Raw genomic sequence first — 26,708 nt, 5'->3', positions numbered from 1 at the left:
ATGCAGCTCCCTGTTAACGGGGCTCGCGGCGAAGTCGGCGTCACCATTGGTGGCGTCGATATCGTGGTTGCAGCAACTATGGGCGGCTTAGCATCGGTTTCGACCGAGCTGAGCTGCAAGTCGATGCAAGATCTCTTTGACCGTCTCTCCAATGTCGAAGTTGCAGCTGCGATGTCAGCAATCCGGCATTTGACAGTTCGCGGCGATGCTTCTGCTGCCCTAGCAGTTCTAAAATTCGGCCATTTTCCAGCGCTCTCAAAAGCCTTTGAAGCAGCACTTGCGCATCATTTCGAGGATGAGCAATCGGGAAACGGGGCAGCCGGGGCAACAGTGTAAAGGCGGAGTTTCCCTGGCGAGAATGGCAACAGTCAGCCTTTGGCGTCTTGCGATGGACGCCTGATACTTTTTGGAATTCGTCACTGAGCGAATTTCTATCCGCCTTGGAGGGCTTCGCAATAGCCCGCGGCGGCAAGAAGCAGATCGATGCTCCAAGTCAGGATCAGCTCGACGATCTCATCAGCAAATACGGAAGTTAATTTCAGGCCGCTTCGTGCGGCCTTTTTCTTTTTAGGAGGTCTGCGTGGCCGACGAAAGCAATAACGACGATATCATTCTTTCGATCTCCGCTGATGTGGCGTCCCTGCGTCGCGCGCAAAAGCGTATGGAAGAAACCATGAATGCCATCGGCAGAAGCTCAGACAAAACGCTGAGCCAGATGGCGAAAACTGCCGACCAGAATTTCAGACAGATTGAGGAAAGCGCAAAGCGTCTGCGCAGCAAGCTTGATGCCAGCTTTAACAAGCCTCTGGGGAGCGGCATAAACAAGGGGTTGGCTGCTGTTGGCTCTGTCGTCGGCTTGAACGAGCTTCGTAAACTCACAGACACATGGACTGATCTGACGTCTCGCGTGGATCTGGCTGCAGGCTCGACCCGTGAAGGCACGCAGGTCATGGACCGCCTCGGCCAAATGGCACGACGCACATATTCGGATCTGACGCAGACCGCCGAAAGCTACCTTTCCAATTCAACAGCATTGCGCGACCTGGGTTATTCGACCAACCAGTCACTCGATTACACGGAAGCATTGAACAATGCGCTCGTTGTGTCGGGTGCGAAAGGTGAGCGTGCCGCACGCGTTATTGATGCGTTGGCGAAGGCCATGGCTGTCGGCAAGCTGTCCGGCGACAATCTGAATACTGTCATCGAAGTTGGTGGACGTGCCGCTGAAGCACTTGCTGCTGGTCTGGGTACAACGGTCAGTGGCCTGCGTGCGCTTGGTTCTCACGGCAAGATTACCGGCAACGATATTGTAAAGAGCCTCACAAGCCAGATGGCAGTTCTGCGAAAAGAAGCAGAAGACATGCCAGCTACGATCGGCGACGGCTTTACGCTTCTGAATAATGCTCTGCTGCAGTACGTCGGCAATGTCGATAACGTGACGACGGCATCGTCGACCATGTCGCAAGCGCTCATCCTGATCGCTGACAACTTCGATAAAGTTGCCGACGCGGGTATGCAGGTCGCCGCGGTGTTTGCTGGTGCTATTATCGGCCGTTCGCTTGGCGGATTGGTCCGCACGCTTGGTTCAACGACCGCTGCGGTCGTAAAGTTCACTCAGGCGATGAAAGCCGCACAGAGCGCTGGGCAGATGGCTTCTGCCCTCGGTGGCCTTGGTGCTGCTGCCGGTCCTCTCGGCGCCATCATCGGCGGCGCGCTCGTTTTGGCCGTCGGCAATTACACACTCAAAGCCATGGAAGCAAAGCAGAATTCTGACCAGTTGCGCGCCGAGATGGAGCGTCTCGGCCTTGTGGCGCCGCAGACTGCTGAAGGGATCGATCAAGCTGCGGAAGCGCTCGATAAACTGACTGATGCGGCCAAGGCACGTAAGCTCAAGAATATTGCTGACGAGCTGGAGCGGTTGCGGAAGGGCGGTGTTAATTGGCTCGGTACGGCATTCAGTCAGGGCGATGAGCTTGATACAATCGCGGCACTTGTTAAGCGTCCTCTTGAAAACGTCATGCAGAACGCTCGCATGTCAGAGCCAAACAGAGAAGCTCGACGCGAGATTCTAAATGTGATTTCTGAGTTTCAAGAGTTCCAAATTACAGCGGAAAAAGCGCGAGAACGTCTCGAGGCGATCAATAACACGCCTGTCAGCGACGCCGTTGTTGAACTGAATAAACGGGTGCTTGAGACGATCACGCATATGGGTGGTTTGCAGGCAATGTCGACGAGAGTCGGCGAGATGCCCGAACTAACGGTTGCCACTCAGAATGTGCAGGATCTGGTTGATCACCTTGGTGTGCTTGCCACAAAGGGCGAAATCAGTCCGCAGTTAAAGGCTGACACCCAGGACATCATTGATAAGTTCGTTAAAACTGGTGGCAGCGCAGAGGATGCGGTGCGCGCAATCAACGGCCTGTCGCAAGCAAATCCTGACATGAGCCAGTTCTTCACGAAAATGGCTCAGGCAATTACCGTCCTTGGTAATGTTCGTTCGGTGGCAGCAACAGCATTGCAAACAATGCGAGAAGCCTATCCGCTCGGTCCCGATGAAAATAAGGCATCTCGCGCAACTGCCGATCCTTATATTCTCCAGCGGAAAGCAGAGAATGAAGCCGCGGCCGAATATGAGCGAAATGCGTTGCGCAAAGCTCAGCTTGGCAAGGATCAATTCGCCCTTGAAAATAAGATTGCAGAAGTTCGGAAGCGTTCTGAATCGGACAACGCGAAGCTTACCGAAGATCAGATTAAGCGCATAGCTGAGGCCGAGCTCGCCGGCGACAGGTCGCGAACTGCTGAAAGCAAAAAGCCAAAGAAGGAAAAGAAGACGCCTGACGATAAGTTCGACGGCGATCTTCAAAGCATCACTGACCGGACATCAGCACTGATTGCAGAAACCGAGGCACAACGCCAGATCAATCCTTTGATCGACGATTATGGCTATGCGGTCGAAAGAGCGCGCACTGAGCAGGAATTGCTCAATGCGGCGCAGAAGGCTGGTGTGGAAGTGACACCGGCACTGCGCGCTGAGATTGCCGCAACCGCTGAACAATGGGCGTTGGCCACCGTCGAAGCAAATCAGCTGAGTGAAGCGCAAGCCAAAATTCAGCAGAAGTCGGAAGAATGGCGATCGACAGAGCTTGGCGCTTTCAAAGGTTTGGTTAGCGATCTTGCGTCAGGCAAGAATGCCGCTGAAGCCTTTGCGGACGCTTTGCAGAAGGTTCTCGATAAGCTTCTCGATATCCTTGCACAGTCGCTATTCGACGGCATCTTCGGTTCTTCCGGCAGCTTGCTGGGTGGCCTGCTTGGCAGAAGAGAAGGCGGACCTATCCCCGGATATGCGAGCGGCGGTCGCGTACGCGGTCCTGGTGGTCCAAGAGACGACAAAGTGCTCATGTGGGGCAGCAATGGCGAGTTTATGATGAACGCCAACGCCACGCAGAAGTTCTTGCCTATCCTTGAAGCAATGAACGCTGGGCGGCTTCCCGAGTTCAGCAACGGTGGAAAGATCGGCATTCCGGCGCCGATAACTCCCCGCGCATCGATACCCGTTCCAGTTATTCCATCGCCCGCTCAGTTGGTCGCGGGAAGCTCTAACACTGACAACTCGCGGACAGACAACTCGGTCAATAGTGCGCCGGTTATCAACGTAAGTGTAAACGGCGCAACGGGCAACGCTGAGATTGCAAATATGGTGCAGCAAGGTGTGGCGCAGGGGATTAAGGCTTGGAAACAAAGCACTGATTTTGTGGTGTCTGTCAGAGGTGGCGTCCGTAAAGCACAAACGTACGGAATGCTCAATCGCTAACCGGGTGGCCATTGAGCCACCCATTTTTATATGAGGCTGAAACGAAACTATTTTTTGTAACTCGTGAACCACACAATTGTTCTGTTGATGGCCCGATGATCGTCGATCCCGATGCGTCCGCTTACCCAAACACGCTCGATGCGGCCGATGAAGCTGAGAGGCTCGCTCGAACCTATCCAGGCGAACGCTTCATCGTGTTCGAAGGCATCGCCAAGCACTCGTTTAAGTGCGAGCCAGTGCCGGTGGTTAGGACACAGCTTTAGTCAGCAATACAAGGGCAGTGTTCACCAGCTCCTAAAACTTTAAACCTGAGTTTGATTATTAGGGCTGTAAATCGCTGATACTGCAGGCCTAGAAAAGACCTTTTTCTTGGGTTTAGGCAGCAATCCATCGCGTTGTGCTTTCTTTTTAGCATCTTTTTTCGCTCGGCCGATTGCTGCTTCTTTTTCTCTAATACGCCGCTCAGATGGCTTTTCGAATGACCGACGTGCCTTTAATTCCCGGAATATGCCCTCGCGCTGCATTTTCTTTTTAAGGACGCGGAGCGCCTGATCGATATTGTTATCCCTGACAAGAACTTGCAATTAGGTTCTCCCTTTATTTGAAGGTTTTCTGATCGCGAGCAAGGCGAGCCGCCCTCAAACGGAGTGTTTTTTCATCCGTTGAGCTTTTTTCCTGGCTCAGGATCGCCTTCGCACTTCGATCCGTTGCGGCCTTCTGGACTTCCATTCGCGAAAGAGTTGGCTTGAAAAGTGTATCTTTAGTGTACTCTTTAAGCATCGTTACGCTCTCGTAATTAAAACCAATCTATCGTGCACGGCTCGTTGAGCAGCCGCCACCACTCCGTCGTAATACATTTGACAGCTTCGACCACTCCTTGGACAATGATCTGTGGGAAGGCTGCAATAGTGGAGCAACTACTGACAAATTCAAATCTTTGTGGCCTGATGTGTAACCATTTGTGGAATTTTCATTTCTGATTTTCAAAATGCTCTCCTTAAAAACTCGGTTATTGAAAATTGAATTGAAAAAGGCCGAGCGTGCACTCGACCTTTCAAGAGCATTCTTGCCATTCAATGCCAGTACATCCGTGGTCAAAGAATGGAAAAACGCAAAATTATGCAGTCTGAAGATTGCAAGCCGACGTTTTGCCGGACTTCCGGTCCTGCTCGAGATCGTAGGTTAATTTTTGCCCTTCATTAAGGGAAAATAAACCTGAACGCTCAACAGCTGAGATATGAACGAATGTATCGGGTCCGCCATTATCAGGCTGAATGAAGCCAAAGCCTTTTGTGGAGTTGAACCATTTAACTGTTCCGGTGTTCATGATGAACCCTTTCGTCGAATTAATAATAACGACACGCGAGCGCGTGACGAAAATTGATACGAATTTTAAAAAGGGGGTTCGATCAGCGCACGGTGCTAAAAGTGCAATAAGCAAAACTCATCAAGAAAATATCGATAATTAATACCTAATATACTCATCGGATTTTGTCAAATTATATTTATGAATTATTTCATAATAACAAATATCTAACATTTTAATAAAGGCATAACAAAACCAATATTTAAACAAAACTTATTACGGCGAGCCCTCCCGGACGGTGAACTCTACGACGATAAAGCTGGGGTAACTAGGCCGCCCCATATGCCGACGTAGCTTCAGGTAATGGAGCGATATCAGCACGATGGTCACGCATGACGCCCGTCATAAAATTCTGCAAAACTAGTTTCGACTGCTGAAAGAGTGGCCCGGATAGCGGCTTCATTCTCAAAGTAACATAACCAGCCTTCGCCATCATTTGATTTAGAATGCGGTTGTTGATGTGAAAATTAACGAACTGGATATTGGAAGGCATGGAGTCCTCCTTTCAAGTTGCGGGTACGGACGATCTAATCCTGCCAGCGAACCCGAGTAAAAATCTAATACTGACAATCTAGAGTCCGTCATCTTCAATATAATAGCAAGCTAACAATTGAGGTCACTTAAAGGCACACTACGCCAAGTGTCTTTTGCTGGCTGCGAATGCGACACAGTCATTTTTCACATCTGGCGAGCCTTGATAGTAGTTCTTCAAATGGACTTTCGTCCTCTTCCAAATTTGCGCAATTCATGCGCCGCAAAGTGTCTCCAATTGAAGCGATATCCGTGCTTCGCCGCAATATAATCGACTGGCTTTTTGAAACTTCGCCTACGGCTTCTGCCGACCTACGCATTTCATTTTGTACTGACACAGGCGAGCTCCGGTTACATTCTCGATAGCGGAACACCATTCAGCCGATTTCGTTCCAAGTTGAATGATTATCTGACTAATATATTTTGCACTGAATTCTAGGACAATCCATGATCGATCTTCCATCCAGTATCGGCTTCCTGCCGTCCTATCCCCAGCTTACTATTCCAACCAGCCAGACGAAGTACGGCGGCAGAACACTATCGACGGTGCAGTACGCGGATAGCTATCGCACCGTGGATATGGAGACTGTGCCATTGACAGCCGGACAAGCCGTTCAGCTTCAATCGTTCATTGCGGCGGCAAGAGGCGGAGCAGAAACGATCGTTTATCGGCCGACGCATATTTGCATCCCACAAGCCTACTGGGGCGACGCTGATAATCCTCGGATAAGCGGCACAGCCACGCGCGGGACGGTTACTGGCGGATACACGGTTCAATTAAACAACGTCGTCCCCGGCCTCATTTTGAAGCCTGGAGATCTATTCTCACTTCAAAGCGGTGACTATCGGCAAATGCTGCAGGTTGTCATTGGCGGAGTTGCTGCCAGCACGACGCTGACTGTCAAGGTCGATCAGCCGATATCGTCTTACGTTGGCGCTGGTGCAAACGTGCGGTTTAAGCGTCCCGAGATGAACACTCGACTCGTGAAGGACAGCTTTCAAATGGCAAGCGGTCATTTTCCGACGGCCAGTTTCCAGCTGATTGAGGTGCCGAGGTGAAGATATTGTAATGGCGGGAAAGGTGCGCCTGTAGCAGAACGTGATTGGAAGGTTCCGCGATCATTCCTACATACAATATGTACTGAGTACAAAAAATGTGTAAGCTGGGTAGCCTTGCGTGGTACGGAACGAGACGCGAGTTCCGTACCACGTTGATTAGTCCGCGTCAATATGCTAGACGCATATTAACAGCGTAATACGCAGCCACCAGACAGAAAGGAACGTGCAATGGCAGTTATTTCAAGCGCGTTCGGTCAGGTGAAATTGACCGATGACGACGCTAAGAAGTTTCGGAATCAGGTAACTTTCGGTAAACCAAAAGCTGCCGCGCATGAGACTGTCAAGAAAGGGCGTGAGCTCTTTAAGGAGTTTCAGGGCAAAGGTAAAGTTAAGTTTACCGTCAAGGCAGCAACGGGGGAATAGTTGCCGAACGATGAATTCGAAGTTGAGCTAAGACTGATAGGGCCCAGTGATAAAGTCACTGGGCTTTCTCTTGGCAGTGAAGAGTTCCTTCCGCTGAAAATGTTTATTCAGCGGAAAGCTAAGGATTATCAGGTCAATAGTTTTGCCAGAACCTATGGTCTTTTTGGCCCCAATGAGAAGCTGATCGGTTATATCACGCTTATCTGCGGGGAAATCCTGACAAAAACACCGCAAGATGTGATTCCTCCTGATCAGGCTTATGACTACAAAACATTTCCGTCAGTTAAGATTGCACGCCTTGCAGTAGATAGGCGATACCAAGGCAAGAAGCTCGGCGACTATCTAGTTTCTTTTGCAATCGGTGTAGTCAAGGACGCAATAGCTCCTCATGTTGGCTGTCGTTTCGTCGTTGTCGACTCGAAGCAATCAGCGGTGAAGTTTTACGAACGTCTTGGTTTTACGCTGCTCGATACAGCCACAAATAAAGCCAATGAACAGCCAGTGATGTATCTCGACATTCTCAAGGCTTAATCACCTTCCCAGCTTTTCAGCCAACCGCTGAGTTGAGGTGGCTGAGCGGGCGGTATTCAACCGCCCTTCCTGACACGCTCTGAATTGACGAGCGCTTCGCCGAGACGACCAAGTGTTTCCTTCATTGCTTTTTCCGCAGATCCGGCAAGAGACTTCGCACCGCCTTCACAGGCGAACCCTGCATCAGTTTGCGCATTGCCATTACCCGATACCGTTGTCCCAAGTAGTCGACCGTTTACACCGTCAACTGTGATTGATGCAGAAATCTCGACATTGGTATCCATACCTGCGGACCAGAAGCCGGGAACCACTCTCAGACGCGCATCAACGTCTTCACCGCGAACGATAATCATACCTTTGGCACCGCGCGCACGCAGATCGTTCCGATCAACTGGTTGGTTGACTACTTCGAGTTCGCCGACGAGATTTTGGAATGTCTTCCGGACTGAACCTGAAAAGCTTTGAGACAAGGCCAGTGGGAAGGTATGTGCTGCACAATTAAAGTCAGATGGCTTGATAGGCTTGTCGAGTTTTGAGCCGTCTACATACAAGAGATATTTGCCTGAAAGCTTTCCATCGTAAGATGAGTAGACATTATAAGATGCTACACTGATTGGCTCTGCCTTATACTGGCAGCCAGTAACAACGATTGCGGTTGCAATCGATGCAAGAACACGAATATGCATTTATTATCCCCAAATTGCCCAGATTACATTTTGCACGGCTTCAATTGAGCGGCAAGAGTGGGACTATGCTTCACTTGATGCATCCACCAGTTTTAATATCTGCCAGCCCTCGGTCGTAATCCGGACTGTATATCTGCCTTGTTCGTCTTCTTCTGAAGTAGCCCAGCCACGAATGCGCAATCGGCGGATTGGCTCTTTCATTTGAGCAGGAATATCATTGAAACCACCCGGCCTTTCGTAAGAAAGCGTAGACCAGCCATTTGCGCGCCTGTGAGGCGGATTACCGGCCTCTTTGAGAGATAACCGCTTGTGCGTAGCTTATGGCCGCTCTCGGTAAATATGAGGGCAATCTTACCACGTTTGGCTACCTGCATATCGACGAAGCCGAGCTTGACTAGTTCCTGATAAACGACCTGTTCTCCGTAACCCAAAGCATCCATCGATATGCCGCCTGCTATCCGCTCCATAAGCGCGATATGAGCAGGTGCCAACTTGTAAATGAGGATGGGTTTTTGTGGCACGTGGCTTTCTGAATTTAAGTAAGCTCCCCGGAGGGCGCTTGGTTAAATCTGAATTTGGGGAGCTTGTTGTTGATCCACGGGAGAGTGCATTGCTGCGCTTCGCATATGTAGAATAGTCTGGAATCTGCCATACCACTCGTCCAACTGCTTTGCGCCCTGCTTCACGAGCATTGAATCTGGCTTGGCTTTCATGCCACCGAAGAAAACCACCTCGTAAACCGGTGATACCAAGTCATTTGTGAAGATTTTTAAAGAAAGGCGCTCAACTTTTTCCTCGTTTCTCTTCCCCCCAGTTAAACCACCCAAAAGCAAGCCCACCGGCCCCAAAAGAACTGCGCCAACCGCAGCTCCTGCGACCTGGCTACCACGATTTGTTTTTGTGACTGATGAACCGTTGCGAAAAACTTCTACCGCAACCAAGTCGCTAAAATTAAAAACTCTTGTTTGCCCACCATCGCTTATGGCAAATTTATTACCAGTCGCGTCAATTGCTACGCCCGCTCCGCCATTCGCCCCGTCAAACTTAACAGCTGGTCGGAAGGACGGTATCTCCTGCAGTGCTTTTCCTTGTGCATTCTGTTTTTTTACTTGGTTACTTCCAGTAACGATTCCCCATAAAATTGCACCGCCGAATAACAGACCTAAAAATATAAAGATCGCTTCCATACCATCGCCCCTCACTAAGATATGTATCAAGCTAGATCTGTAATGATATTGAGGCAAGCGCTATTGTTGACGATCTCTCAAACGGACGCCGGGCCCGTTGCCATTCTGATCAATAAATATGATGCCGGCGGCTTCCAGGGCGGTGCGGATGTCGCGCAGTGTACGATCATAGGGTGTTGATTTTTCAGATTCGAAGTTAGCGAGTGTGGCTCTACCAACCTTAGCCGCGTCACACAAATCTGTCTGCGACCAAGCTAGGAGAGCGCGAGCTGCACGACACTGGGAGGCTGTGAGCATAATTTTTGCCTAACTCGATACTTTTTGTATTGACTTTGTTAACCGTGATAATTTATGCATAGCATTATAGAAAATGCATAGAGTTGTACAGCGACGCTATCAATCATCCTAAACAGATTACTAATTCTTGCCCGAGGAGATCACGCCATGCAGCACGCAGTGCCAGCAATCGCACCCGCACGCCCCAGAACCGGCCATAACATGCGATCTATCGTTCATCGTGTCCAAAGCCGCAAGCCGCGTAATCTCTGCGCCATGATCATCGATGGTGAAGTGGTGTGGGTGGACATCAACCGTTATGAAGGCTCAGGCCGCGCTGTTGTTATCGAGCATAATGGCCGTATCCGCCTTATGGACATTGAAGCAGAAGCTCTAGGGTACAAGCCATTCGGAGCTCGCACTGCGCTCGGTGAATGGTTCCAGTCGAACCTAAGTACCCGCGGCATGGCTCGTAACAGTGTGATCGTGGTTGGCATGGTCATTGATGCGCCAATTCGCGGTGATGTTATTGAGGGAGAATTGGCATGACCCCGCTCGAAACCGCCAGAGAAGCTTTCTTCGAGCTTGATGACATCATAGGTCGGCTAAATTCAGCAATCTGCGTGATGGACATGCTGACTGAGGATACACCGCTAAACCTCGGCACGATTTCCTTACACGACAGGCATAGTGATCTTGAGAGAACCTTGCGGGCCGCCTGGCAGTCGGTCGTCAGAAGCGAAGAACCGCCACAAGACGACATCTTCCACGAAGGCGCCACTGTTTTCCTCAACGGCAAGGCATTTGTTCTCGGCAAGCATCACGATGCTATTGGCTGGGAACTTCATCACGGTGGCGAGCACGTCATGACGTGTAACCGGCGCCATCTCCTAAAAATCATCGAAGGCATTAAGTTTAAGGAAACAGCAGCATGACTCCTCAAGAACGTCTGGTACAGGCCGTCAACGACAATAACGCATTGTCGCTCATTCTCGCCGACCTCTTTGACAAGGACGACGTGCGGCAGGATTTCTTAGCGCGTCAGATCGCTCACAATGCTGACCGCTTACAGCGAGCACTCGCCGCATGGCAGAAAGAGCTCTCTGAGGAGGTTGCGGCTTGAGTACGGGATATAAGAGGAGCCGGCGGGACAATCCTAAACCGTCGACGAAAGAGCCGTTGTATCTGAAAAAACTCAAGCAGCGCGTGGCCCTTAAGGATCAGGTTGTGAAAACGCAACCACGAGTGGGGTCAGATTAATGGACTTAACATCATTCGTCATCGGATGCGTTTGCGGCGTGGTCGGCTCATGGGCTGCAATGGCCATCATCGTCTATACCGACCCGCGCAGGCGATAACGGTTCCGGTCCCGTAGCTCAGCTGGATAGAGCACCGGCCTTCTAAGCCGTAGGTCACTGGTTCGAATCCAGTCGGGATCGCCATTAACTTTGCGCCTCACCAGCGGGAAGTACCAAGCACGAGGAAAGAAAGCGCCACCGGCTGTTGATGGCCGGTGGCGGAAAAACTCAACGTCTTCTGAGAATGAAGAAATAAATGAGGATGACAACGACAAGCGGCACACCGAAAAGCCACATAACGCCAGCTGTGAGCATAATGATCTCCTTGTTTATCAATAAGAAAACGAGATCGAAGCTAATTTGTTCCAGCTACATAAATCATTAAAGGACGGCGTTATGCCCGGCACCACCCGTAAGCCGCCGTCCTCCGTAATCCGGAGAGCCACGAGGAGACTTTCGCCACCAACTCTCCGTTTCCTTTCGGGTACCACCCCGACAACCGGCATATGGCCTTCACCAAGCCTTGTGTCAATTGCACTTTAACTAGGAGGTAAAATGCCAGAAGAAAATTCCTATCAGAATGCATCTCCGCGACTTATGTCGCCGAAAGAGGCTAGTGCGGCGACGACCCTTTCGCGTGTTTTGTTAACAATTATGGCGCGCGAAGGTCACTTCCCCAAGCCGGTCCAGCTGGGGGTCAAAAGGATAGCGTTCGTCAGGGCTGAGGTCGATGAATGGATTGACGAGCGCATCGCCACTCGCAAATGACCCAGATAGCCACGGTGTATAATATTGCCACACGTTTCTATGTTTCGTGGCGACACGGTGGCTATTTTCGATTTTAAGGAACTTCAAGGATGGGGTCTAAGTACTTGTTATTTAATGGTCGGAGCGGCGGGATTCGAACCCACGACCCCTTGACCCCCAGTCAAGTGCGCTACCGGGCTGCGCTACGCTCCGACCTGCCATAAAGGCCCGTATCCCTTAGACTTTAGGCAATTCCAATGCAAGCCTACATTAAGGAGGAAATCGACAAAATGAACAATTAATCTGCTTATTCTGTGATATTGCGATTAAACTCCCACCAAAATTCCCACCAGAAAATTCATATTCTTACACCTCGAGAAATAACTACTACCCCAAGTCAGTGGCAAGACCTTCGTAAATGATTGTCTCATCCTGCTCCATACGTAGCCCCCAGCCGGGGTTCCTGATTAAAAATATACCCACATCTCCAATTTTTCTAAATCTCCTTATTTTTTCCTAAGAGAACGATGGTGGATAACAATAATAAAATTTCCCATCCTCCCTATAAGCTTTCTAAACTATTCCATGATGGGAGGAAACTTTCATCCGATTTGCTCGCAGCGTTTAAAGAAAAGAAGTGCGTCTAATAAAAAAACTTAGGTCTATAAAAATAGCATATGCGCTGAGTATCGTAAAACTAGTGCATCTAAAATTCATTTTCCCAGTTTCCCAGCAGCTTGATAATTTTTTTTTGAAATGTATTCTCTGATTGGGCAAATACTTAGGGGATTATCTTGGATATTCAGAAAGATACGGTTTCGAGCAAAAAAGCGACGATAGGTGCTTGGGTTCTCCATCACAATCAAAAGTTAAATGCTGTACGGTCTCGAGATTTCGATAACATTTCCTTAGCGGGAACCGCTGGCAGACTTCTATCAGTCATGTCCAAAGAAGACGGATGGGACATAAATTCTGAGAGACTTAATGAACTTGCACGAATAAACGGTATCGAGAAATTCGCTTTGCCGGGGCTGGTTAACGAGCTTCAGAAGGCCGGATTAGTAGATCCAGCTCAGAATGGGGGCGTCGCTGTGTTAGGCGTTACGCAATCCAAATTGCTTTCCCACACCGCTGACCTCTTTACTTCGCAAAATCCCAACAAACTCGAAAAGGCAGTCATTCAACTGGCTGAAATTGCGAGCTTATCTCCAGTGGCCCGGCAAGACTGTGAAGAGGAAATTGGCGACGAGCTTAAACTTTCAACAGCTGAGCGCGACGATCTTTTCTCGCTTTCCGAACATATTGGCTTCGTCGATTTCGAAGACGCTAAATCTGATAGGTTATATTTTAATGGATCGCTATTTTCCCGCGACAACGCGGAAAAAGCGAAGCGTGTACTGGAAGGATTGTCGCCGGAAGAGCAGAAACAATTGATGGAGGCGGACTTTTTATTAAGCCAAAAAGGATGTGTGCCATCAGAAACTTTAAAGGGCCTCCTAGGGCATGTATTATGGAGTAAATTGCACCAGATCGCATATTTTGAGGTGAGCGTGGTCGCTAATGAGAACGGTGCAACTGAATTCGTCATGAAGCCCGCCTCGTTAGCTAAATTCGTGCCCGGTGGACTAGCTGATATGCTTCACGATGCCAAAGCTTTAGCTAGTAGTCTAACATACGGAATAGTGAAAAGCTCGAATGTTAGAGGAGCCATTCGCGATCCAAAAGTTCTTCTAGATGTGTTTATAAAGCGAGGTTATGTGGAAGGTTGGGCAGAGGCTCTTCGAGAAGACTATAAAATTCTCGAGCGTCGAGGTGTCGTCACTGTAACGACCTCTGAAAAAGGCCATCGGCTTTCGCTCAATAAACCGGAAATCGCTGAAATGGCAAAAGAACTTATCCTAAAGGGAGATGCGACATTGTCAGCTGTCCGGGTGGCAGATAGTACTTCTGCCGCGCAATTCTATGGCCCTGATCATACTCGTAGTGCAGAACGCTTAAAAGACATTCCAGAAGCCAAGAGCGGAGCATCAAAGGCATTGAGCGTTTTGAGAAAGACCAGATAATGAATGTTAGTATTGAGAAAAATCAAGATAAAGGTGGCGCTTTGGAAGAAGCGTTACGTCATTATTTCCTCGGAATGAATTCTTTTGTCGTTCGCGGAGTTCCTTTTCGGCAAGGCAAAGAGGATATAACGGATATTGATTTATGGGTTTATACACGAGCAAGTGTTCATTCCCGCCATATCTCGATTGTCGACATAAAAAACAAGAAACGAGCTAAAGCCTTCGAGCGAATTGTGTGGGTAAAGGGTCTGCAGTCAGCTCTAAATGCGGACGACGCAATTGTTGCGACAACCAGTTCAGTCGACACGATTACGCCGTTTGCAAAACGGGTTGGCGTTAAATTGCTTTCGAAGGGATATATTGCACCTATTTTAGCTAAATATGGCTCAATGTCGAACCGCCTGACAAACGAGGAAGTATTTGAAAAGTGGAAAAAAATCGGCCTTCGCGGGCCGGAAAATCTAAAAACAAGATTTCAAAATTCGCTTTCAGAATTAAGTGAAGGGATCACTTTTTCCGCTTTGAATATTTGGATCGACGACGCCGCAGAGCTGTTTTCACTATCATTGGAAAGAGAGAGAGTACCAAGCGAACTAGCTCGAGGAGCTTATTTTTTCGCTTCTTTGGTGGCTATAGCTGCTGACTACTTAGGCCGAGGGGAGATATTCAGCGAAAACGAAGGTCGCCGAGAATTCTTCAAGAATGGTCTGCTTTTTGGAAAACCCGATGCCGACGCAAGCAAGAAATATACTGATTTTGCTGAGGAGCTCGTAACTGAATATCTTGATCAAAGTGGCGCTTCTGCGGCTCGTATACGCAGTAGTTTCGCGCGCTCGCTAGAGGACTTATCAATAAATAGCTTGGTAGATTTCTTTTCTAAACCAGCAGCTGGTAGAGATTTAATTGATGGGGCAATTTCGCTTGAAGCTGCAGCATTTAACCGAAATTTGCCCGCTCCCTCACAACTAACCAGAGAAGCTCGTACAATTATCGGCTTGATACTCGACTATGCGGGGCTACCTCGGGCAAGCTTTTTAACAACATCACCAAATGCAATGTCAGACAAGGAAGCGTCACAGCAGCAGATTAACCAACGGGACAATGAGACGCTACAGTTTCCTTTCGAAAAAAAATAGAGTTTGTAAGCTAAATCTTACTAGGCCTTGCTCATGTGAGACAATCCGGACGCATTTAAAAACGTCTCACATAAGTTAGGTCTTGCATTTTTGAGACAGTTTCTCATTGTGCCTAAAAGCATATGAGAAACAGAGGTTTAAATGATCGTCGGTTATGCCAGAACTTCGACAGCCGAACAAAATGCTGGGCTTGAGGCGCAGCATCGGGATTTGCGTGCAACAGGTTGCACTAAGATTTTTAGCGAACAGATTTCTTCGGTCGCTGAAAGAAACCAACTTGAACAAGCACTCGAATTCGTCCGAGAAGGCGATAGCTTAGTCATTACGAAGCTGGACCGGCTTGCCCGCTCAACTAGTCACCTTCTCTCCATTGTGGAAGAGTTAGACCGTAAAGGCGTGGGCCTTCGTATTCTTGATTTTGGAGGCGGTTCCGTCGATACGAAGTCGCCTTCCGGTAAAATGCTTGTTTCCGTTTTCGGTGCGATGGCTGAATTTGAGCGTAGTATCATGTTAGTCCGACAGCGCGAAGGCATCGCTGCAGCACGAGCAGCCGGAAAATACAAAGGGCGCGTTGCAACTGCTCGTAAGAAATCGCAAGATGTCTATTCGCTAAGTGATGCAGGGATTGGAGCCACTGAAATTGCCATTCGGTTAGGCATTAGCAGAGCTTCTGTTTATAGAATATTGAGCAGTAAAAAAGGTGTATAAAATTAATCTCTATTTTAACATATTCCCGCTTTTTTACTTTTTGTTCATCAAACTTTTTAACCGTAATTTAGACCGTAATTAAAAATATATTTTATCATGAAAAAGCATCGGAACTCACCACTGACCGAAACTGCGTTGCGAAGTGCAATACTAGTGACGCCTTTCGTGCTTGCAGTTTTAGCCGTTATTTTCGCTTCTGGATCCGACGGTCGCATTTCTGTCTCAATTGATCAATCGATAACAGGGTCAATAACAAAGTCTATACCCTAGAACGCGCTCGTTTCTTTCGATAAAGGCGCTCATCTGTCAACGACATTATTTCAGCAAATGTTTGATTAGGTTTGACTGTTAAATAACCGATAGAGATCGAAAGTGGCTGTAAGATATAATTTCTCTTGTTAGCGAAAAAATCCGCCGCTGCAACGTTAATTCGATGAAGTATTGTGGTGATGTCTTCGTGATTTCCTCTCGGAATAAAAGCACAGAATTCGTCCCCTCCTATCCGGGCTATTAAAGCCTCGGGCGGCAATTCGCTCTCCATGGCCTGTGCAACACACAAAATGGCATCATCTCCAGCAGGATGTCCGAATGCGTCATTAATCTTTTTCAAAAAATCAACATCAGCAATAAGGAACCAGCCTCTAACATTGAGTTGCATAGCCCCATCAAACTGTTCAATAAATGCTCTGCGATTTAATAAACCAGTCAAAGGATCAGAACTGGCTGTTCTCGCTAATTCATTAGAATGGCGAACTAAGTTCCGGTATGCTTTTTGAAGTTTTTCTAACCGCGTGAACCAAACCAATGCGAGCGGGATGGCAATCACGAAAGGCAAAATCAATCTGACGATTATCGTGATTGTGTCGGAGTGAACACCAAGTATATATCGAATTCCAGTTGATACAGAAATCGAAATCGCCGCTGCTAATAATGAAACGGTTGCAGTTTTTTTTAATACAAATGTCGATGGCAATCGCAAAATTGCCTCCTCTAATGCAACGGATAAAAGAAGCCCTTTGTTGTGCGATTACTCTTACTTAATAAATATTGCAATTGTCTGTTTCAGACTTATCACAACTAAGCACCACCTGTTGCTAAAGGAATTGGCCTGCTAGCGGTTTGGCAATCGATTTTCAACTAAAAAGTGCAGGAAGCTTACAGCAATAAAAAAGTGGGCACTCATAGTTAGATCAATACTGACAAACTTGTCATGTGGGTTGGGCCGCGACAATCCAAACCCTTTGACAATTAACAGGAACTGCGGGAAATAGACAGTGAAGCCGTACGTGCGGCTTTGGGGCGTCGAAACCTCACATGACTAGGCTGGTGCCGCTGAATTGGCACCACTCTTCGACCTTAGGGTCGGGGAGCCTGCGGCGTATGCAACAGGTTCTCCGGAACTAAAGGCCGTATGGGCTGTGTCATGCAGTTTCGAACTCCCCGATCACCAGAGGGTTGAAGGGGTATTTCGCGGGGACGTACCGCGACGATTACCCTTCGGGGGTAACATGATTTTCGCACAAGCTCCACGCTATGGTTTTGTCACGTCCGACACTGTCACCTTTTTATCGGTGACGGCATGGTGAGTGAAACCCTTTTCGCCCACCTTGCAACGCGTTTCAGCCAATCGCCGGAAAATATAGCCATTGAGGCTTTGGGCTTCGTTCTGCAAAAATCAGCGGCTGCACGTGCGGCGTTTACTGCTGTTGCAAGCGCTGGCGGCTTTGCGCTGCCAGAGGATTTGTCATTCGCCACGCAAGCGGTCGCGGAAGACGATGGACGCCCGGACCTTGAGGGCTATGGCAGCGACTTGCTGCGATACGTTGTGGCGGAAACAAAGTTTCACGCTGGATTGACCCAGCACCAGCCACTGACCTATGCAGCCCGCCTTCCAGCAGATGTTCCGGCATCACTCATTTTCATTATTCCGTCGGCTCGGATGACATCGCTTTGGCAAGAATTAACGCGCAGACTGAAAGGCGGCAATTATGCCGTCAGCGCGAGACGCGAGCTTAAGCCTGAACTCTGGCAGGCATCTATTGATGAAAAGAATAACTTCGTTTTGGTTAGTTGGCGTGCGCTTCTTTCAGCGGTCCTTCGCGAGATGGAAATCCGGGACGAAACCGAACGACTTGATGACGTGCGGCAATTGGTTGGCCTTTGCGAGCGCATGGACACAGAAGCTTTTCTTCCTTTGCGCAGTGAAGAGCTAACTAGCATTGAGACTGCCCGTCGTTATGTGCAGTACGGCCAGATCGTTAATGATGTTGGGGAAGCCTTGTCTTCACTCAATGGCTTTGATCACAAAGGCCTGACAAGCTCTTCCGGGCTTGGCTACTCTGGCAGATATATACGTGGCTACGGGATTGTGTGCTTTATCGCTTTCGATTGCATTGCTTGGGCGTCACATAAACTTTCACCTGTTTGGCTCCGCTTTGACAGATTTACACCGCCTGAAACACTGGATTGTCTTAGACGCGGTTCTGATTTCCCGGATGATATTCAGATCATCGTTGAAAGTCCGAAACGCGTATTCATTCCGCTGATAATTGAGCCGGGAATGGAGCGCCCTGAGATTGTCCGCTCGCTCGCGGGGCAGGTTGAACGCGTTATGCTTGCTCTTTCAGCACCACAGCACTCAGCGGTCAATTTTGAGGCTTCTGGAGGCCTTCTAGCATGAAGGGACTGAGGAAGTGGCCGTGGAGCGAACTGCCTGATTACAATGGCTTCACACATGTCGAACGCGTGCGCGGTTGGCAACTTATTATGTGGCTTGAAGACAGCGGCTTGTTCAAACGCGGTGCAACATGTTGCATCTCAGGACAAACACACCAACTACGTTTGCATAGTGAAAATTATTATTCGTGGGAGCCTTTCACGCTCAATCATTCCATTCACATGGCGCTACATCAGCGCTTCAACAAACCGGACGCTTGGCTTCGCATAGTGGAACGCTACAGCAGCACAGGTGAAGAATGGTTTGCTAAGCTGGCATTACTGCCAGTTGACCTTGCTGGCGAGCTACGGAGCCAGAATGGGCAGGAATACGCCGATATTTTTGCACGTTTTGAGGCCTGCAACGGGCTTAAGGTGCCGCGTAATCAGATTTATCGCATCAATAAACTCGACATGATGGGGAATGAGGGATGAAACGAGTATTTTTTCTGTTCTTGGGCGTGATTTCTCTTCCGGCCATCGCTCACGCTGACAAAAGCGACGATTATGTAGCCTGCCTCGTCGGAAAAGCAGCAACCGTTCTGCATAAACAGAAACGGCCAGACACCGAGAAGGCGCTCGCTGAAGCATACAAGCGCTGCAAAGAGCCAAAAGGCCTGCCTGAAAACGAGCTTGAAGGCATCAGCGATTACGTAAACATGCAGGTTGAAGCGATGGCAGCAAAACGCTGACCACTTATGCATAGGGGCATAGAATGGGGATCAAGGTTTTAGCCGGAGATTGGGCTCCGGGCACAGTTTGCATATTTGAACCAGCATTTTTTGGAAAACCAAACCGCATTCGCATGGCGAGAGTATTCGGCCCGGAGTATTCCGATACTGAAGTGGTGAGCATTGAACTCCTTACCGAGCAAAACAGCACGTCTGTCTTCAAAAAGGCAGGCTGGGGCGCGATTGGAGGTTTGGCGTTGGGTCCGCTTGGAATGTTCGCCGGGCTCCTAGGTGGCGGCAATAGGCACGAGAAGATTGTCGCTATCGAATTCACCGACGGCAAGCGGGCGCTGCTGCAAGTCGATACGAAAAGCTATGCTGAAATCATGCGCCTTGCGTTCAAACCGAGAAAAGAGCCGGAACGGCAGGATTTGGATCAGGCATTGCCAGACAGCTTCCGGAAAGACGGTAGATTTGAAGAAAAGCCCGTCCGGGAAGAAGCACCTCGACCCAAAGGCCCTGAGTTCATGAATGGCCTTTCGATCTCTTTTGGAAAGACAACGAAATGAAAGCTGCTCTGACTTTGCCAGCACTCGCATTGCTTGCCGGTTGCGTCTCTATTAATGCCGTCGAACCGGGTCCACAGGGATACGACGCTATAGAGTTCACACGCGCCACGCTTGTTCAAGATCACGCATGGAACAAGTATCTCTTTCCAGCCGGACGCCGTTTCATTGCTGATCGTCGTGCTTCTGACGGGCGCAAACTTTACTGCGGCCTCCTCACAATCAACGGAGACCAGCGCCCCTTTGATACCTGTATAGGCTTTGAAGCGCCGAACACACTTATCCTTGCTCCCGGAGTGCCACTAAAGGAAGTGAGAAGGCCACAACCGGCTGGAACCGTTAAGCAAATCAAGTTCCAGCCCTAGAGAGAATACAACTGCAACATGTTGCAGCGGGGTTTGCCTTACAGGGAATTGTTGCGTAGCTTTTAAAGATATAATTTTACTTAATTTGATGACGTCGACGCGATATTGCCCATCCTCTTCAATCAAAGGGCGCGACGTCTAAAGCCGCCGCGCCAATTGACATAAATTGTTGAAGAGGATGGACTTAAGCACTTTCGTCGTCATCAAGAACGATAACTTAAGGCATCTAAAGCCTTTCGATATCTCTCTGAAACATGAAATATACGAATTTCAGAGTTTCTTGGTGAAACCCTAATAATTATCTTATTTTTTATTAAGGATTTAATCTCTTTCCCGATGGGTGAACTTTTTCTTACCTCAATTTTACCAGAGTGTATAAGCATACCAAGAACTTTAATAGCTAAGTCCCAATCTTTATAAACGCTGTATAAATCGTAAATCAATCTTTGAGGCTCATATTCTAAAGAGTTAGAATTTGAGAAATTATTCTTTAATGAAATTAGCAAATTATTTAATCTATCTGTAGATTTTTTCTTACACTTGTCTATCCAAACGAAAATTCCATCAGCGTCGCTTGAAGTAAATGATCCAATATCAGCAGCACCTTGTACATGAGTGACTTCAATTCGAACAAAACTGGTAGTTTTTGCATAAATTTTTATTTCGGTGGCTTTAGCCACCCGTATCTTAATGACGGGCGAATTATCATGATCCCCGATAACTACACCTCTACTTCTGATCTTCGCTTTTGCGTTCTCAGGTAAAGAGTACCACTGAATTGAGGAATTTGAGCCCAATGAGCGAAATGGCCTTTCAAGCGCTGCAACTGTTGCAACGGGGTCATTTTCGCGAATATCCCAATAAGTCTCAATAGCTTGTAGAGTAAGCCTCTCATCTCTTAATCTGACAATATTGCCACCGGCGTCAGCGGCGGCGCAGCCTAGTACACTATCAAAAAGGTTCACTATCCCCCCCCAATAGCGCCGAATATGCATGTCCCAATTTGGTTGGCGAAATAACGTCCTATGAAGCCTTGATCCCTGTTCGAAATTATCTCCACTAATAAAGGGGAAAATATTGCCTATATAGGGCTTATTCCTCGCAAAAAGCGTAGTTTCAATTTTGTCCTTGTTTTCATTGGATGCAATTGCGAGATACACGGCACGACTTTCATAGACTAGTGCCCGCGTCGGATTTATAGAAAGCTCAGCAATTAACTGCCAAACTTTCTGTTCGCGATCCATTGTAAATGAAGATTGGTAGCCTCTTAATCGGCCTGAAAATAGCGGCGTCCCGGGAGGTGCATAGTAGCGTCTTGTTCCCGTTCCCCCCTGAATTGGCCAAATCGCTCGCCCGACATCGCCTTGTTGTTTGTTGAATATTCGACGCTGAATGCCATTGTCACAAAATGTATTTGATAAGCGTGAACTGAAAGCTTCAAATTCATAAACCGTACCCTCAAACTGCCAGCGCTTGAGCTTAAGGGTTATTCGGTCTTGTTTTGCATCGTTCTCGGTTACCTGTAGGCCATTTCTTAGTTGATCGAAAAAATGGGACATTCAGCGTATTCTTTCAGATGAATTCTGAATTGATGAGGTCAAAGATCTTCTATGAACGGTAACTAATTTATGAGTGCTGTCTAGCCGCACATTCGCCAGTTGAACTTCTCTTCAACAGGTTTCATTCCAATATTGAAGCGAGCCAAACGCAATTTCGATAGATGTTAGCTCATGATTTTCATGATTGCGGTGCAACAAATTTCATTATTTTGACTACACCGAAATCTTATATATAAACCATAAAAATCAATGACTTAGTGTAATTCACTCTTGATAACCACCCTTATTTTATGGCAATCTTTACTTCAAAGAAATTGTAATCTGGCCTGCATTTCCCAAGCAAAGAAATAGAAAAAGCTGGGGGTAGCAAGTCATAATCATTGAGCTATCAAGAAATGGAAACTGCTGCGACAAGAAATCGAGAAGCTACGATCACGCCAGTGCGGCAGCGGCAATCAGTCTTTCGATTGGCTGAGGAAATGACGGAGATGGACAGACGAGCCTCTCCTCACCTCTATCCTGTGTCCAATACACCTTTTTTATTTTCGAAGGACATCGCGCATTTGTTGGGTGTTAGCGTTGCTGAAGTGGCGAAAATACCGAAGTCAAAGTTGAAAAGGTATTCGCGTGCTGACGGAGTAGAGGTATTTGTCACCCGAGACGTGGTGGAATTTATTCGCTCGGGCAACCCCGCCACTTCACCTTCCAGTAGCCTTCACAAATCCCATGAAAGTCAGCTCTTCACAACTGAGGAAGTGGCAAATCTTCTTCGCACATCTGTCCAACAAGTGCGTGCGCTCGCAAAGGCAGGCGCAATTTCTTTTATCAATGTGAGTGCTGGCGCAGCTAGACCCCAAATGCGCTTCACACTCGAAAATATCAATGATTTCAAATCTCAGAGAAAGACTAGCCAATGTCAGTCTATCAGCGTCCCGGCAGGCAAACGTACTCTTACGACTTCGTATGCGCAGGAGTTAGATATTCAGGCGACACGGGAAGCACTTCAAAGCGCGAAGCGAAAAAGCTAGAAAAGCAAATTCGCGATAAGGCGGAAAATGAACTTCGCCAAGCAAAAGCAGCAAATTGTGGTTACTTGACGTTCGGCCAAGCAGTGAGCAGATACTGGGACGAAGTAGCTCGCTATCATGCGAACCCCGAAACCTCTCTCCGAAATATTGGGTGGCTGCAGGCAAAAATAGGGTCCGCTACACTTCTACAAGAGGTGGACAGTCAAGTAATTGCCCGTCTTATTGCAGATCGTCGAACAGAGAAGCGGCATAACGTTGCTGATAAGCAAAACGGTCGCATATCAAACAGCACTGTAAATCGCACCGTTACTCAACCTCTTCGGCACATCATGAACAGAGCACGGACCGTCTGGAAAGCCGTGGTCGCAGATGTCAAATGGTCTGAACTAATTCTTAAAGAACCAAAAGAGCGCATTCGTGAAGCAAGCTCAAAAGAAGAAAACGCAATAGGAAACACTCTATCCAGAGGCTACGATGTAGCAGTGGAGTTTGCTTTCTCTAGCGGATGTCGCCGCATGGAGATACTAGCTCTTCGGTGGGAACATATCGACTTGGATGGAAAAATGATAACCGTTACCGGAAAAGGAGGTAAAGCCCGCACATTACCCTTAACCCCCAGACTACATCAAATCATCGAAAAATGTATTGGGCACCATAAAACCTGTGTGTTTACATACACAGCCCTCCGCACAGATAAGCGCAAAGGCTTAATTAGAGGAGAGCGCTATCCACTCACTGAAGCTGGTTTAAAAACGGCATTCCGAAGAGCTGTAGCGACAGCAGGTGTAAGCAATTTTAGGTTTCATGACACGCGCCATACTATGGCTACGAGAACATTAAGAAAATCAAATATCCGAGTAGTGCAGCGGATGCTCGGACATGAAGATGTCGCAACTACGGCCAAGTATGCTCACGCCGTTATGGACGACATTGCAGTTGCGATGGAGGCGGCAACTCCCACATTGCGTCCCACCGAGGTTGTGAGCTAGCTAACAAATTACTGATTATATTGAAGAAATCGGGCTACGTATATCGTGCCCCCAGTCAAGTGCGCTACCGGGCTGCGCTACGCTCCGGACCATGAAAAAACCCCTAAGATATAAAGACTTAAACCGCAAGCCCTAAACATCTTAAATTGGAACAAAATGAACACAGATGAGCAGATCGCCACGGAAAACAGAGCGAACATTTGTTCTGAAAATCGGCAATTCTTGTGTTTGCTGACATCCTTTTTTTTGACCTGATTGGGGTCTGCGTGGGAAAACTCCGCGCCATGGGCTGTCGTTCGCATAATATCAAACATTAAAATCGTCGAGCACTTGAAAAATATGTCACATCACAAAGCGAAAATACTGGTTTGAATCCTTTAAAGCGTCTAGCGATTTCAAAAGATTGCAGATAATCCCTTCTCGATAAACATCTCAAGAGGGGGCTATGTCTTATTTCCCGAAATGGCGTCTAGCCAACGACAGCACCGTATTGCCCGACGAGCGTCTTCCAACCGCGGCAGCGGTTCCGATGGGCATCCAGCATTTGCTGGCTATGTCCGGTTCCACAATCGTTGCACCGCTGCTCATGGGTTTTGACCCAAATGTAGCAGTCTTCTTTTCCGGCATCGGAACGCTATTATTCTTCGTGATGACCGGCGGGCGTGTTCCAAGCTATCTCGGTTCTTCCTTTGCATTCATCGCGGTGGTTATTACAGTCACCGGCTATGCTGGTAGCGGACCTAACCCAAATATCGCACTCGCACTTGGCGGTATTATCGCCTGCGGCGCGCTTTATGCCGTGATTGGTCTGATCGTTATGGCGGTCGGTACAGGCTGGGTTGAAAAGCTTATGCCTCCGGCGGTTACTGGCGCGATTGGCGTTGCCATTGGTCTGAACCTCGCACCTGTGGCTGTTGGCCAACTTAAAGGTTCAGGCGCACATATGACAATTGCGTTGCTGACCGTGCTTTGCATGGCGATGATTTCCGCCTATGGATCGCTCGCAACCAAGCGCATCGCCGTATTGCTGGCGCTCCTGTTCGGCTATTGTCTCGTGCTGATTTTCGGTAACGGCTTGGGCTTTGTACCCGGCATCAGCTTTGCAGCTGTCGGTGCTGCACCTTGGTTTGGCCTGCCAGCTTTTACGGCACCTGTTTTTACATGGCCTGCAGTCACACTGATCGCGCCTGTTGCCATCGTTCTTGTTGCTGAAAATCTCGGCCATATCAAAGCACTTGGCTCAATCACCGGCCAAAACATGGATCGTTATATCGGTCGCGGTTTTCTCGGTGATGGTATTGCCACCATGATTTCAGGTTCCGGCGGCGGCACAGGCGTGACCACCTATGCGGAAAACATTGGCGTCATGGCAATGACGAAAGTCTATTCGACACTGATCTTTGTGATCGCCGCGATTGTGGCCATTGCACTTGGGATGTCACCAAAGTTTGGCGCAATCCTGCAAACCATTCCCGCGCCTGTTCTGGCCGGTCTTGCCGTATCGGTATTTGGTCTTATTGCTTCGGCAATGGCCCGTATCTGGGTGGTCAACAAGGTCAATTTTGCTGATCCACGCAATCTTTTTACCGTTGGCGTTGCGCTAATTTTTGGCGCCGGTGACTTCACAGTTAACATCGGAAGCTTTGCACTTGGTGGTATTGGTACATCAACCTTTGCCGCTCTGATTATGTATCAGTTGCTGAGCATTGGGCGTAAAAGCGACGACGTACAATAAAAAATGTCGCGCAAAACCACGAAGGTTTTGCGCGACACGCCCCCACCCGCACCCAGCCGCCTTACTTTTTCTTAAGCGCGGCGGGTCCCAGATGATACGATATCGAGATATACGGCCAGCACCAAAATGCTGCCCTTGATAATCTGCTGCCAGAATGTATCGACGCCCAGCATCGACATGCCATTGTCGAGGCTCGACATGATGAGCGCGCCAACCAGTGCACCGATCACCGAGCCGACACCGCCACGCATTGACGTGCCGCCGATAAAGCAGGAAGCGATAGCATCCAGTTCGCCACCAAAACCCGCCGATGGCGTACCTGCTGCAAGACGCGCTGTGGTGGTGAGGCCTGCGACAGCCGCCATCAGCCCCATCAGCGCAAACACAGCCATCTTGACGAAGTTAACATTGACGCCCGAAAACCGCGTTGCTTCCAGATTGGAGCCGACCGCATAAATGTGGCGCCCAAAGACTGTCTGCCGTGAGATGATGGTGAAAACACCAAGGATAACAAGCAACACGAGAACCGGAAATGGAACGCCCTGATAGCTGTTCAGGACGAGAATAAAGCCGAGAATGAGTATGCCCGTTCCAACCAAACGCGCAATTTCCATAGCGGGCGAAAGCATTTGCAGATTGTGCTTACGCTTGCTGGCGCGCGTGCGCAGCGTGATCAATATGAGCACAGCGAACAAGGCCATAGCGCAGACATTGCCAAACCATTCTGGTAAATAGCCCTGCCCCAGATATTTAAAGTCTGACGATATTGGCGCTATGGTAACGCCGCCCATAATGCCAAGCACGATCCCGCGAAAAACCAGCTGTCCGCCCAGTGTGACGATGAAGGAGGGAATACCGAGATAGGCCGTCAGCCAACCGTTAAAGCCACCCAAAATCACGCCTAGAACAAGCACAGTGCTGATCGTCGCCCATAAAGGCCAGCCATAGATGACATCGAGCACCGCCGCGACGCCTCCCAGAAGGCCGAGCAAAGCCCCGACAGACAAGTCGATTTCACCCGCCACGATGACGAACACCATGGCTGAGGCCAACATGCCGGTAATCGCCATCTGACGCAGAAGATTTGAGAAGTTACGCGCCGTCAAAAACTGCGACCGACCCATTTCTGGATCATAAGTCATGACCGCAAAGAATGCCCAGATCAAAGCGACGACAATGAGCAGCGCCACGATCTTATATTCTGATAAAAATTTTCTGAGGCTTTTGCCTGTCAACGTCATGTCATGCACCGGTTAGA

32 protein-coding genes, 2 tRNA genes and 1 pseudogene are annotated in these 26,708 nt (G+C 48.6%); 23 read left to right on the top strand and 12 right to left on the bottom strand.

The features are described 5' to 3' along the window. From U2P60_RS04245 to U2P60_RS04230, 4 genes are read left to right on the top strand one after another with little or no spacing between them, the layout of a single operon-like run. Nucleotides 1-336, top strand: a complete 336-nt coding sequence (locus tag U2P60_RS04245) for a hypothetical protein (protein ID WP_413571467.1) — start codon at nt 1-3, stop codon at nt 334-336. Then, on the top strand, nt 303-536 hold the full coding sequence (locus U2P60_RS04240; protein WP_413571993.1) for a phage tail assembly chaperone: 234 nt from the start codon (nt 303-305) through the stop codon (nt 534-536). The genes U2P60_RS04245 and U2P60_RS04240 overlap by 34 nt, the downstream gene beginning before the upstream one ends. A gap of 44 nt (nt 537-580) precedes the next feature. Further along, the gene (locus U2P60_RS04235) at nt 581-3,811 is read left to right on the top strand and encodes a tape measure protein (RefSeq protein WP_413571465.1); all 3,231 of its coding nucleotides are present in this window, start codon (nt 581-583) and stop codon (nt 3,809-3,811) included. 11 nt (nt 3,812-3,822) lie between these two features. Continuing rightward, entirely contained in the window at nt 3,823-4,074 is a 252-nt protein-coding gene (locus U2P60_RS04230) for a hypothetical protein (RefSeq protein ID WP_413571464.1), read from the top strand. 39 nt (nt 4,075-4,113) lie between these two features. Here U2P60_RS04230 and rpsU read toward each other — a convergent pair whose 3' ends face one another. The 4 genes from rpsU to U2P60_RS04210 all read right to left on the bottom strand — a co-directional run bounded on the left by rpsU (nt 4,114) and on the right by U2P60_RS04210 (nt 5,670). Next, the gene (gene rpsU, locus U2P60_RS04225; protein ID WP_413571463.1) at nt 4,114-4,395 is read right to left on the bottom strand and encodes a 30S ribosomal protein S21; all 282 of its coding nucleotides are present in this window, start codon (nt 4,393-4,395) and stop codon (nt 4,114-4,116) included. 13 nt (nt 4,396-4,408) lie between these two features. Then, nucleotides 4,409-4,591, bottom strand: a complete 183-nt coding sequence (locus tag U2P60_RS04220) for a hypothetical protein (protein WP_413571462.1) — start codon at nt 4,589-4,591, stop codon at nt 4,409-4,411. A 337-nt stretch (nt 4,592-4,928) separates the two neighbouring features. Beyond that, nucleotides 4,929-5,138, bottom strand: coding sequence for a cold-shock protein (locus U2P60_RS04215; protein WP_413571461.1), 210 nt, complete (start codon nt 5,136-5,138; stop codon nt 4,929-4,931). Between the two features lie 307 nt (nt 5,139-5,445). Beyond that, entirely contained in the window at nt 5,446-5,670 is a 225-nt protein-coding gene (locus U2P60_RS04210) for a hypothetical protein (RefSeq protein ID WP_413571460.1), read from the bottom strand. 485 nt (nt 5,671-6,155) lie between these two features. On the opposite strand from U2P60_RS04210, the gene U2P60_RS04205 reads away from it, so the two are divergent. The 3 genes from U2P60_RS04205 (at nt 6,156) to U2P60_RS04195 (ending at nt 7,721) form a co-directional block, all read left to right on the top strand. Next, complete coding sequence (locus U2P60_RS04205; RefSeq protein ID WP_413571459.1) at nt 6,156-6,767, top strand: hypothetical protein; 612 nt, start codon at nt 6,156-6,158, stop codon at nt 6,765-6,767. Between the two features lie 228 nt (nt 6,768-6,995). Further along, nucleotides 6,996-7,190 (top strand): hypothetical protein, encoded by a 195-nt coding sequence (locus U2P60_RS04200; RefSeq protein ID WP_185920310.1) that lies wholly within the window; start codon nt 6,996-6,998, stop codon nt 7,188-7,190. Then, a complete protein-coding gene (locus tag U2P60_RS04195) occupies nt 7,191-7,721 on the top strand; it encodes a GNAT family N-acetyltransferase (protein WP_413571458.1) in 531 nt (176 codons plus the stop codon). A 56-nt stretch (nt 7,722-7,777) separates the two neighbouring features. Here the strand turns inward: U2P60_RS04195 and U2P60_RS04190 are convergent, their stop codons facing one another. The 4 genes and pseudogenes from U2P60_RS04190 to U2P60_RS04175 form a co-directional block, all read right to left on the bottom strand. Next, the gene (locus tag U2P60_RS04190) at nt 7,778-8,407 is read right to left on the bottom strand and encodes a hypothetical protein (protein WP_413571457.1); all 630 of its coding nucleotides are present in this window, start codon (nt 8,405-8,407) and stop codon (nt 7,778-7,780) included. A gap of 197 nt (nt 8,408-8,604) precedes the next feature. Further along, the gene (locus U2P60_RS04185) at nt 8,605-8,928 is read right to left on the bottom strand and encodes a hypothetical protein (RefSeq protein ID WP_413571455.1); all 324 of its coding nucleotides are present in this window, start codon (nt 8,926-8,928) and stop codon (nt 8,605-8,607) included. A 42-nt stretch (nt 8,929-8,970) separates the two neighbouring features. Continuing rightward, entirely contained in the window at nt 8,971-9,594 is a 624-nt protein-coding gene (locus U2P60_RS04180; protein WP_413571452.1) for a hypothetical protein, read from the bottom strand. Between the two features lie 69 nt (nt 9,595-9,663). After that, a pseudogene (locus tag U2P60_RS04175) lies at nt 9,664-9,891 on the bottom strand (helix-turn-helix domain-containing protein); the annotation flags it as partial. 147 nt (nt 9,892-10,038) lie between these two features. Here U2P60_RS04175 and U2P60_RS04170 point away from each other — a divergent pair. The 5 genes from U2P60_RS04170 to U2P60_RS04150 all read left to right on the top strand — a co-directional run bounded on the left by U2P60_RS04170 (nt 10,039) and on the right by U2P60_RS04150 (nt 11,936). Further along, nucleotides 10,039-10,419, top strand: coding sequence for a hypothetical protein (locus U2P60_RS04170; RefSeq protein WP_413571451.1), 381 nt, complete (start codon nt 10,039-10,041; stop codon nt 10,417-10,419). Further along, a complete protein-coding gene (locus U2P60_RS04165) occupies nt 10,416-10,805 on the top strand; it encodes a hypothetical protein (RefSeq protein WP_413571449.1) in 390 nt (129 codons plus the stop codon). The genes U2P60_RS04170 and U2P60_RS04165 overlap by 4 nt, the downstream gene beginning before the upstream one ends. Beyond that, the gene (locus tag U2P60_RS04160) at nt 10,802-10,993 is read left to right on the top strand and encodes a hypothetical protein (RefSeq protein WP_413571448.1); all 192 of its coding nucleotides are present in this window, start codon (nt 10,802-10,804) and stop codon (nt 10,991-10,993) included. Before U2P60_RS04165 ends, U2P60_RS04160 begins: the two co-directional genes overlap by 4 nt. Nucleotides 10,994-11,235: 242 nt before the next feature. Then, nucleotides 11,236-11,312: transfer RNA gene (locus tag U2P60_RS04155), tRNA-Arg, on the top strand. A gap of 411 nt (nt 11,313-11,723) precedes the next feature. After that, nucleotides 11,724-11,936 carry a helix-turn-helix transcriptional regulator gene (locus tag U2P60_RS04150; RefSeq protein ID WP_413571447.1) on the top strand — a complete coding sequence of 71 codons (213 nt, stop codon included), beginning with the start codon at nt 11,724-11,726 and terminating at the stop codon, nt 11,934-11,936. A gap of 115 nt (nt 11,937-12,051) precedes the next feature. Here the strand turns inward: U2P60_RS04150 and U2P60_RS04145 are convergent. Further along, nucleotides 12,052-12,128, bottom strand: a tRNA-Pro gene (locus U2P60_RS04145). A gap of 581 nt (nt 12,129-12,709) precedes the next feature. Here U2P60_RS04145 and U2P60_RS04140 point away from each other — a divergent pair. The 3 genes from U2P60_RS04140 to U2P60_RS04130 all read left to right on the top strand — a co-directional run bounded on the left by U2P60_RS04140 (nt 12,710) and on the right by U2P60_RS04130 (nt 15,822). Continuing rightward, nucleotides 12,710-13,978, top strand: a complete 1,269-nt coding sequence (locus U2P60_RS04140; RefSeq protein WP_413571446.1) for a hypothetical protein — start codon at nt 12,710-12,712, stop codon at nt 13,976-13,978. Further along, on the top strand, nt 13,978-15,114 hold the full coding sequence (locus U2P60_RS04135) for a hypothetical protein (protein WP_413571445.1): 1,137 nt from the start codon (nt 13,978-13,980) through the stop codon (nt 15,112-15,114). Before U2P60_RS04140 ends, U2P60_RS04135 begins: the two co-directional genes overlap by 1 nt. Nucleotides 15,115-15,255: 141 nt before the next feature. After that, complete coding sequence (locus U2P60_RS04130; RefSeq protein ID WP_413571444.1) at nt 15,256-15,822, top strand: recombinase family protein; 567 nt, start codon at nt 15,256-15,258, stop codon at nt 15,820-15,822. 259 nt (nt 15,823-16,081) lie between these two features. Here the strand turns inward: U2P60_RS04130 and U2P60_RS04125 are convergent, their stop codons facing one another. Beyond that, the gene (locus tag U2P60_RS04125) at nt 16,082-16,801 is read right to left on the bottom strand and encodes a GGDEF domain-containing protein (protein ID WP_413571442.1); all 720 of its coding nucleotides are present in this window, start codon (nt 16,799-16,801) and stop codon (nt 16,082-16,084) included. A 600-nt stretch (nt 16,802-17,401) separates the two neighbouring features. On the opposite strand from U2P60_RS04125, the gene U2P60_RS04120 reads away from it, so the two are divergent. The 5 genes from U2P60_RS04120 to U2P60_RS04100 are packed head-to-tail and all read left to right on the top strand — an operon-like array spanning nt 17,402 to nt 20,139. Then, on the top strand, nt 17,402-18,502 hold the full coding sequence (locus U2P60_RS04120; RefSeq protein ID WP_413571441.1) for a hypothetical protein: 1,101 nt from the start codon (nt 17,402-17,404) through the stop codon (nt 18,500-18,502). Next, a complete protein-coding gene (locus U2P60_RS04115; RefSeq protein ID WP_413571440.1) occupies nt 18,499-18,972 on the top strand; it encodes a hypothetical protein in 474 nt (157 codons plus the stop codon). Before U2P60_RS04120 ends, U2P60_RS04115 begins: the two co-directional genes overlap by 4 nt. Beyond that, nucleotides 18,969-19,229 carry a hypothetical protein gene (locus tag U2P60_RS04110; protein ID WP_413571439.1) on the top strand — a complete coding sequence of 87 codons (261 nt, stop codon included), beginning with the start codon at nt 18,969-18,971 and terminating at the stop codon, nt 19,227-19,229. The genes U2P60_RS04115 and U2P60_RS04110 overlap by 4 nt, the downstream gene beginning before the upstream one ends. Nucleotides 19,230-19,252: 23 nt before the next feature. Further along, nucleotides 19,253-19,777 (top strand): hypothetical protein, encoded by a 525-nt coding sequence (locus U2P60_RS04105; protein WP_413571437.1) that lies wholly within the window; start codon nt 19,253-19,255, stop codon nt 19,775-19,777. After that, complete coding sequence (locus tag U2P60_RS04100) at nt 19,774-20,139, top strand: hypothetical protein (protein ID WP_413571436.1); 366 nt, start codon at nt 19,774-19,776, stop codon at nt 20,137-20,139. Before U2P60_RS04105 ends, U2P60_RS04100 begins: the two co-directional genes overlap by 4 nt. Before the next feature lie 203 nt (nt 20,140-20,342). Here U2P60_RS04100 and U2P60_RS04095 read toward each other — a convergent pair whose 3' ends face one another. Beyond that, the gene (locus U2P60_RS04095; RefSeq protein WP_413571435.1) at nt 20,343-21,698 is read right to left on the bottom strand and encodes a hypothetical protein; all 1,356 of its coding nucleotides are present in this window, start codon (nt 21,696-21,698) and stop codon (nt 20,343-20,345) included. A gap of 380 nt (nt 21,699-22,078) precedes the next feature. Here U2P60_RS04095 and U2P60_RS04090 point away from each other — a divergent pair, with 380 nt between their 5' ends. From U2P60_RS04090 to U2P60_RS04080, 3 genes are all read left to right on the top strand, one after another. After that, nucleotides 22,079-22,726 (top strand): helix-turn-helix domain-containing protein, encoded by a 648-nt coding sequence (locus U2P60_RS04090; protein ID WP_413571434.1) that lies wholly within the window; start codon nt 22,079-22,081, stop codon nt 22,724-22,726. Next, the gene (locus tag U2P60_RS04085; RefSeq protein ID WP_413571433.1) at nt 22,612-23,715 is read left to right on the top strand and encodes a tyrosine-type recombinase/integrase; all 1,104 of its coding nucleotides are present in this window, start codon (nt 22,612-22,614) and stop codon (nt 23,713-23,715) included. The genes U2P60_RS04090 and U2P60_RS04085 overlap by 115 nt, the downstream gene beginning before the upstream one ends. A 445-nt stretch (nt 23,716-24,160) precedes the next feature. Then, entirely contained in the window at nt 24,161-25,450 is a 1,290-nt protein-coding gene (locus U2P60_RS04080; RefSeq protein WP_413571432.1) for a solute carrier family 23 protein, read from the top strand. A gap of 71 nt (nt 25,451-25,521) precedes the next feature. Here the strand turns inward: U2P60_RS04080 and U2P60_RS04075 are convergent, their stop codons facing one another. Continuing rightward, the gene (locus U2P60_RS04075) at nt 25,522-26,691 is read right to left on the bottom strand and encodes a sugar ABC transporter permease (protein WP_313829351.1); all 1,170 of its coding nucleotides are present in this window, start codon (nt 26,689-26,691) and stop codon (nt 25,522-25,524) included. Nucleotides 26,692-26,708 lie beyond the last annotated feature (17 nt).

It is taken from the genome of Brucella sp. H1_1004 (assembly GCF_047308065.1).
GTDB lineage: Bacteria > Pseudomonadota > Alphaproteobacteria > Rhizobiales > Rhizobiaceae > Brucella > Brucella pseudogrignonensis_B.
This window is presented reverse-complemented; position numbering and strand designations above follow the sequence as displayed.

Excerpts from the sequence above, each read along its gene's own strand:
- U2P60_RS04095 (WP_413571435.1), bottom strand. The coding sequence starts at position 21,698 with ATGTCCCATTTTTTCGATCAACTAAGAAATGGCCTACAGGTAACCGAG.
- U2P60_RS04205 (WP_413571459.1), top strand. The coding sequence starts at position 6,156 with ATGATCGATCTTCCATCCAGTATCGGCTTCCTGCCGTCCTATCCCCAG.
- U2P60_RS04110 (WP_413571439.1), top strand. The coding sequence starts at position 18,969 with ATGAAACGAGTATTTTTTCTGTTCTTGGGCGTGATTTCTCTTCCGGCC.
- U2P60_RS04080 (WP_413571432.1), top strand. The coding sequence starts at position 24,161 with ATGTCTTATTTCCCGAAATGGCGTCTAGCCAACGACAGCACCGTATTG.
- U2P60_RS04220 (WP_413571462.1), bottom strand. The coding sequence starts at position 4,591 with ATGCTTAAAGAGTACACTAAAGATACACTTTTCAAGCCAACTCTTTCG.
- U2P60_RS04170 (WP_413571451.1), top strand. The coding sequence starts at position 10,039 with ATGCAGCACGCAGTGCCAGCAATCGCACCCGCACGCCCCAGAACCGGC.
- U2P60_RS04135 (WP_413571445.1), top strand. The coding sequence starts at position 13,978 with ATGAATGTTAGTATTGAGAAAAATCAAGATAAAGGTGGCGCTTTGGAA.
- U2P60_RS04085 (WP_413571433.1), top strand. The coding sequence starts at position 22,612 with ATGTCAGTCTATCAGCGTCCCGGCAGGCAAACGTACTCTTACGACTTC.
- U2P60_RS04210 (WP_413571460.1), bottom strand. The coding sequence starts at position 5,670 with ATGCCTTCCAATATCCAGTTCGTTAATTTTCACATCAACAACCGCATT.
- U2P60_RS04100 (WP_413571436.1), top strand. The coding sequence starts at position 19,774 with ATGAAAGCTGCTCTGACTTTGCCAGCACTCGCATTGCTTGCCGGTTGC.
- U2P60_RS04215 (WP_413571461.1), bottom strand. The coding sequence starts at position 5,138 with ATGAACACCGGAACAGTTAAATGGTTCAACTCCACAAAAGGCTTTGGC.
- U2P60_RS04115 (WP_413571440.1), top strand. The coding sequence starts at position 18,499 with ATGAAGGGACTGAGGAAGTGGCCGTGGAGCGAACTGCCTGATTACAAT.
- U2P60_RS04245 (WP_413571467.1), top strand. The coding sequence starts at position 1 with ATGCAGCTCCCTGTTAACGGGGCTCGCGGCGAAGTCGGCGTCACCATT.
- U2P60_RS04190 (WP_413571457.1), bottom strand. The coding sequence starts at position 8,407 with ATGCATATTCGTGTTCTTGCATCGATTGCAACCGCAATCGTTGTTACT.
- U2P60_RS04120 (WP_413571441.1), top strand. The coding sequence starts at position 17,402 with ATGGTGAGTGAAACCCTTTTCGCCCACCTTGCAACGCGTTTCAGCCAA.
- U2P60_RS04200 (WP_185920310.1), top strand. The coding sequence starts at position 6,996 with ATGGCAGTTATTTCAAGCGCGTTCGGTCAGGTGAAATTGACCGATGAC.
- U2P60_RS04160 (WP_413571448.1), top strand. The coding sequence starts at position 10,802 with ATGACTCCTCAAGAACGTCTGGTACAGGCCGTCAACGACAATAACGCA.
- U2P60_RS04150 (WP_413571447.1), top strand. The coding sequence starts at position 11,724 with ATGCCAGAAGAAAATTCCTATCAGAATGCATCTCCGCGACTTATGTCG.
- U2P60_RS04180 (WP_413571452.1), bottom strand. The coding sequence starts at position 9,594 with ATGGAAGCGATCTTTATATTTTTAGGTCTGTTATTCGGCGGTGCAATT.
- U2P60_RS04130 (WP_413571444.1), top strand. The coding sequence starts at position 15,256 with ATGATCGTCGGTTATGCCAGAACTTCGACAGCCGAACAAAATGCTGGG.
- U2P60_RS04105 (WP_413571437.1), top strand. The coding sequence starts at position 19,253 with ATGGGGATCAAGGTTTTAGCCGGAGATTGGGCTCCGGGCACAGTTTGC.
- U2P60_RS04165 (WP_413571449.1), top strand. The coding sequence starts at position 10,416 with ATGACCCCGCTCGAAACCGCCAGAGAAGCTTTCTTCGAGCTTGATGAC.
- U2P60_RS04075 (WP_313829351.1), bottom strand. The coding sequence starts at position 26,691 with ATGACGTTGACAGGCAAAAGCCTCAGAAAATTTTTATCAGAATATAAG.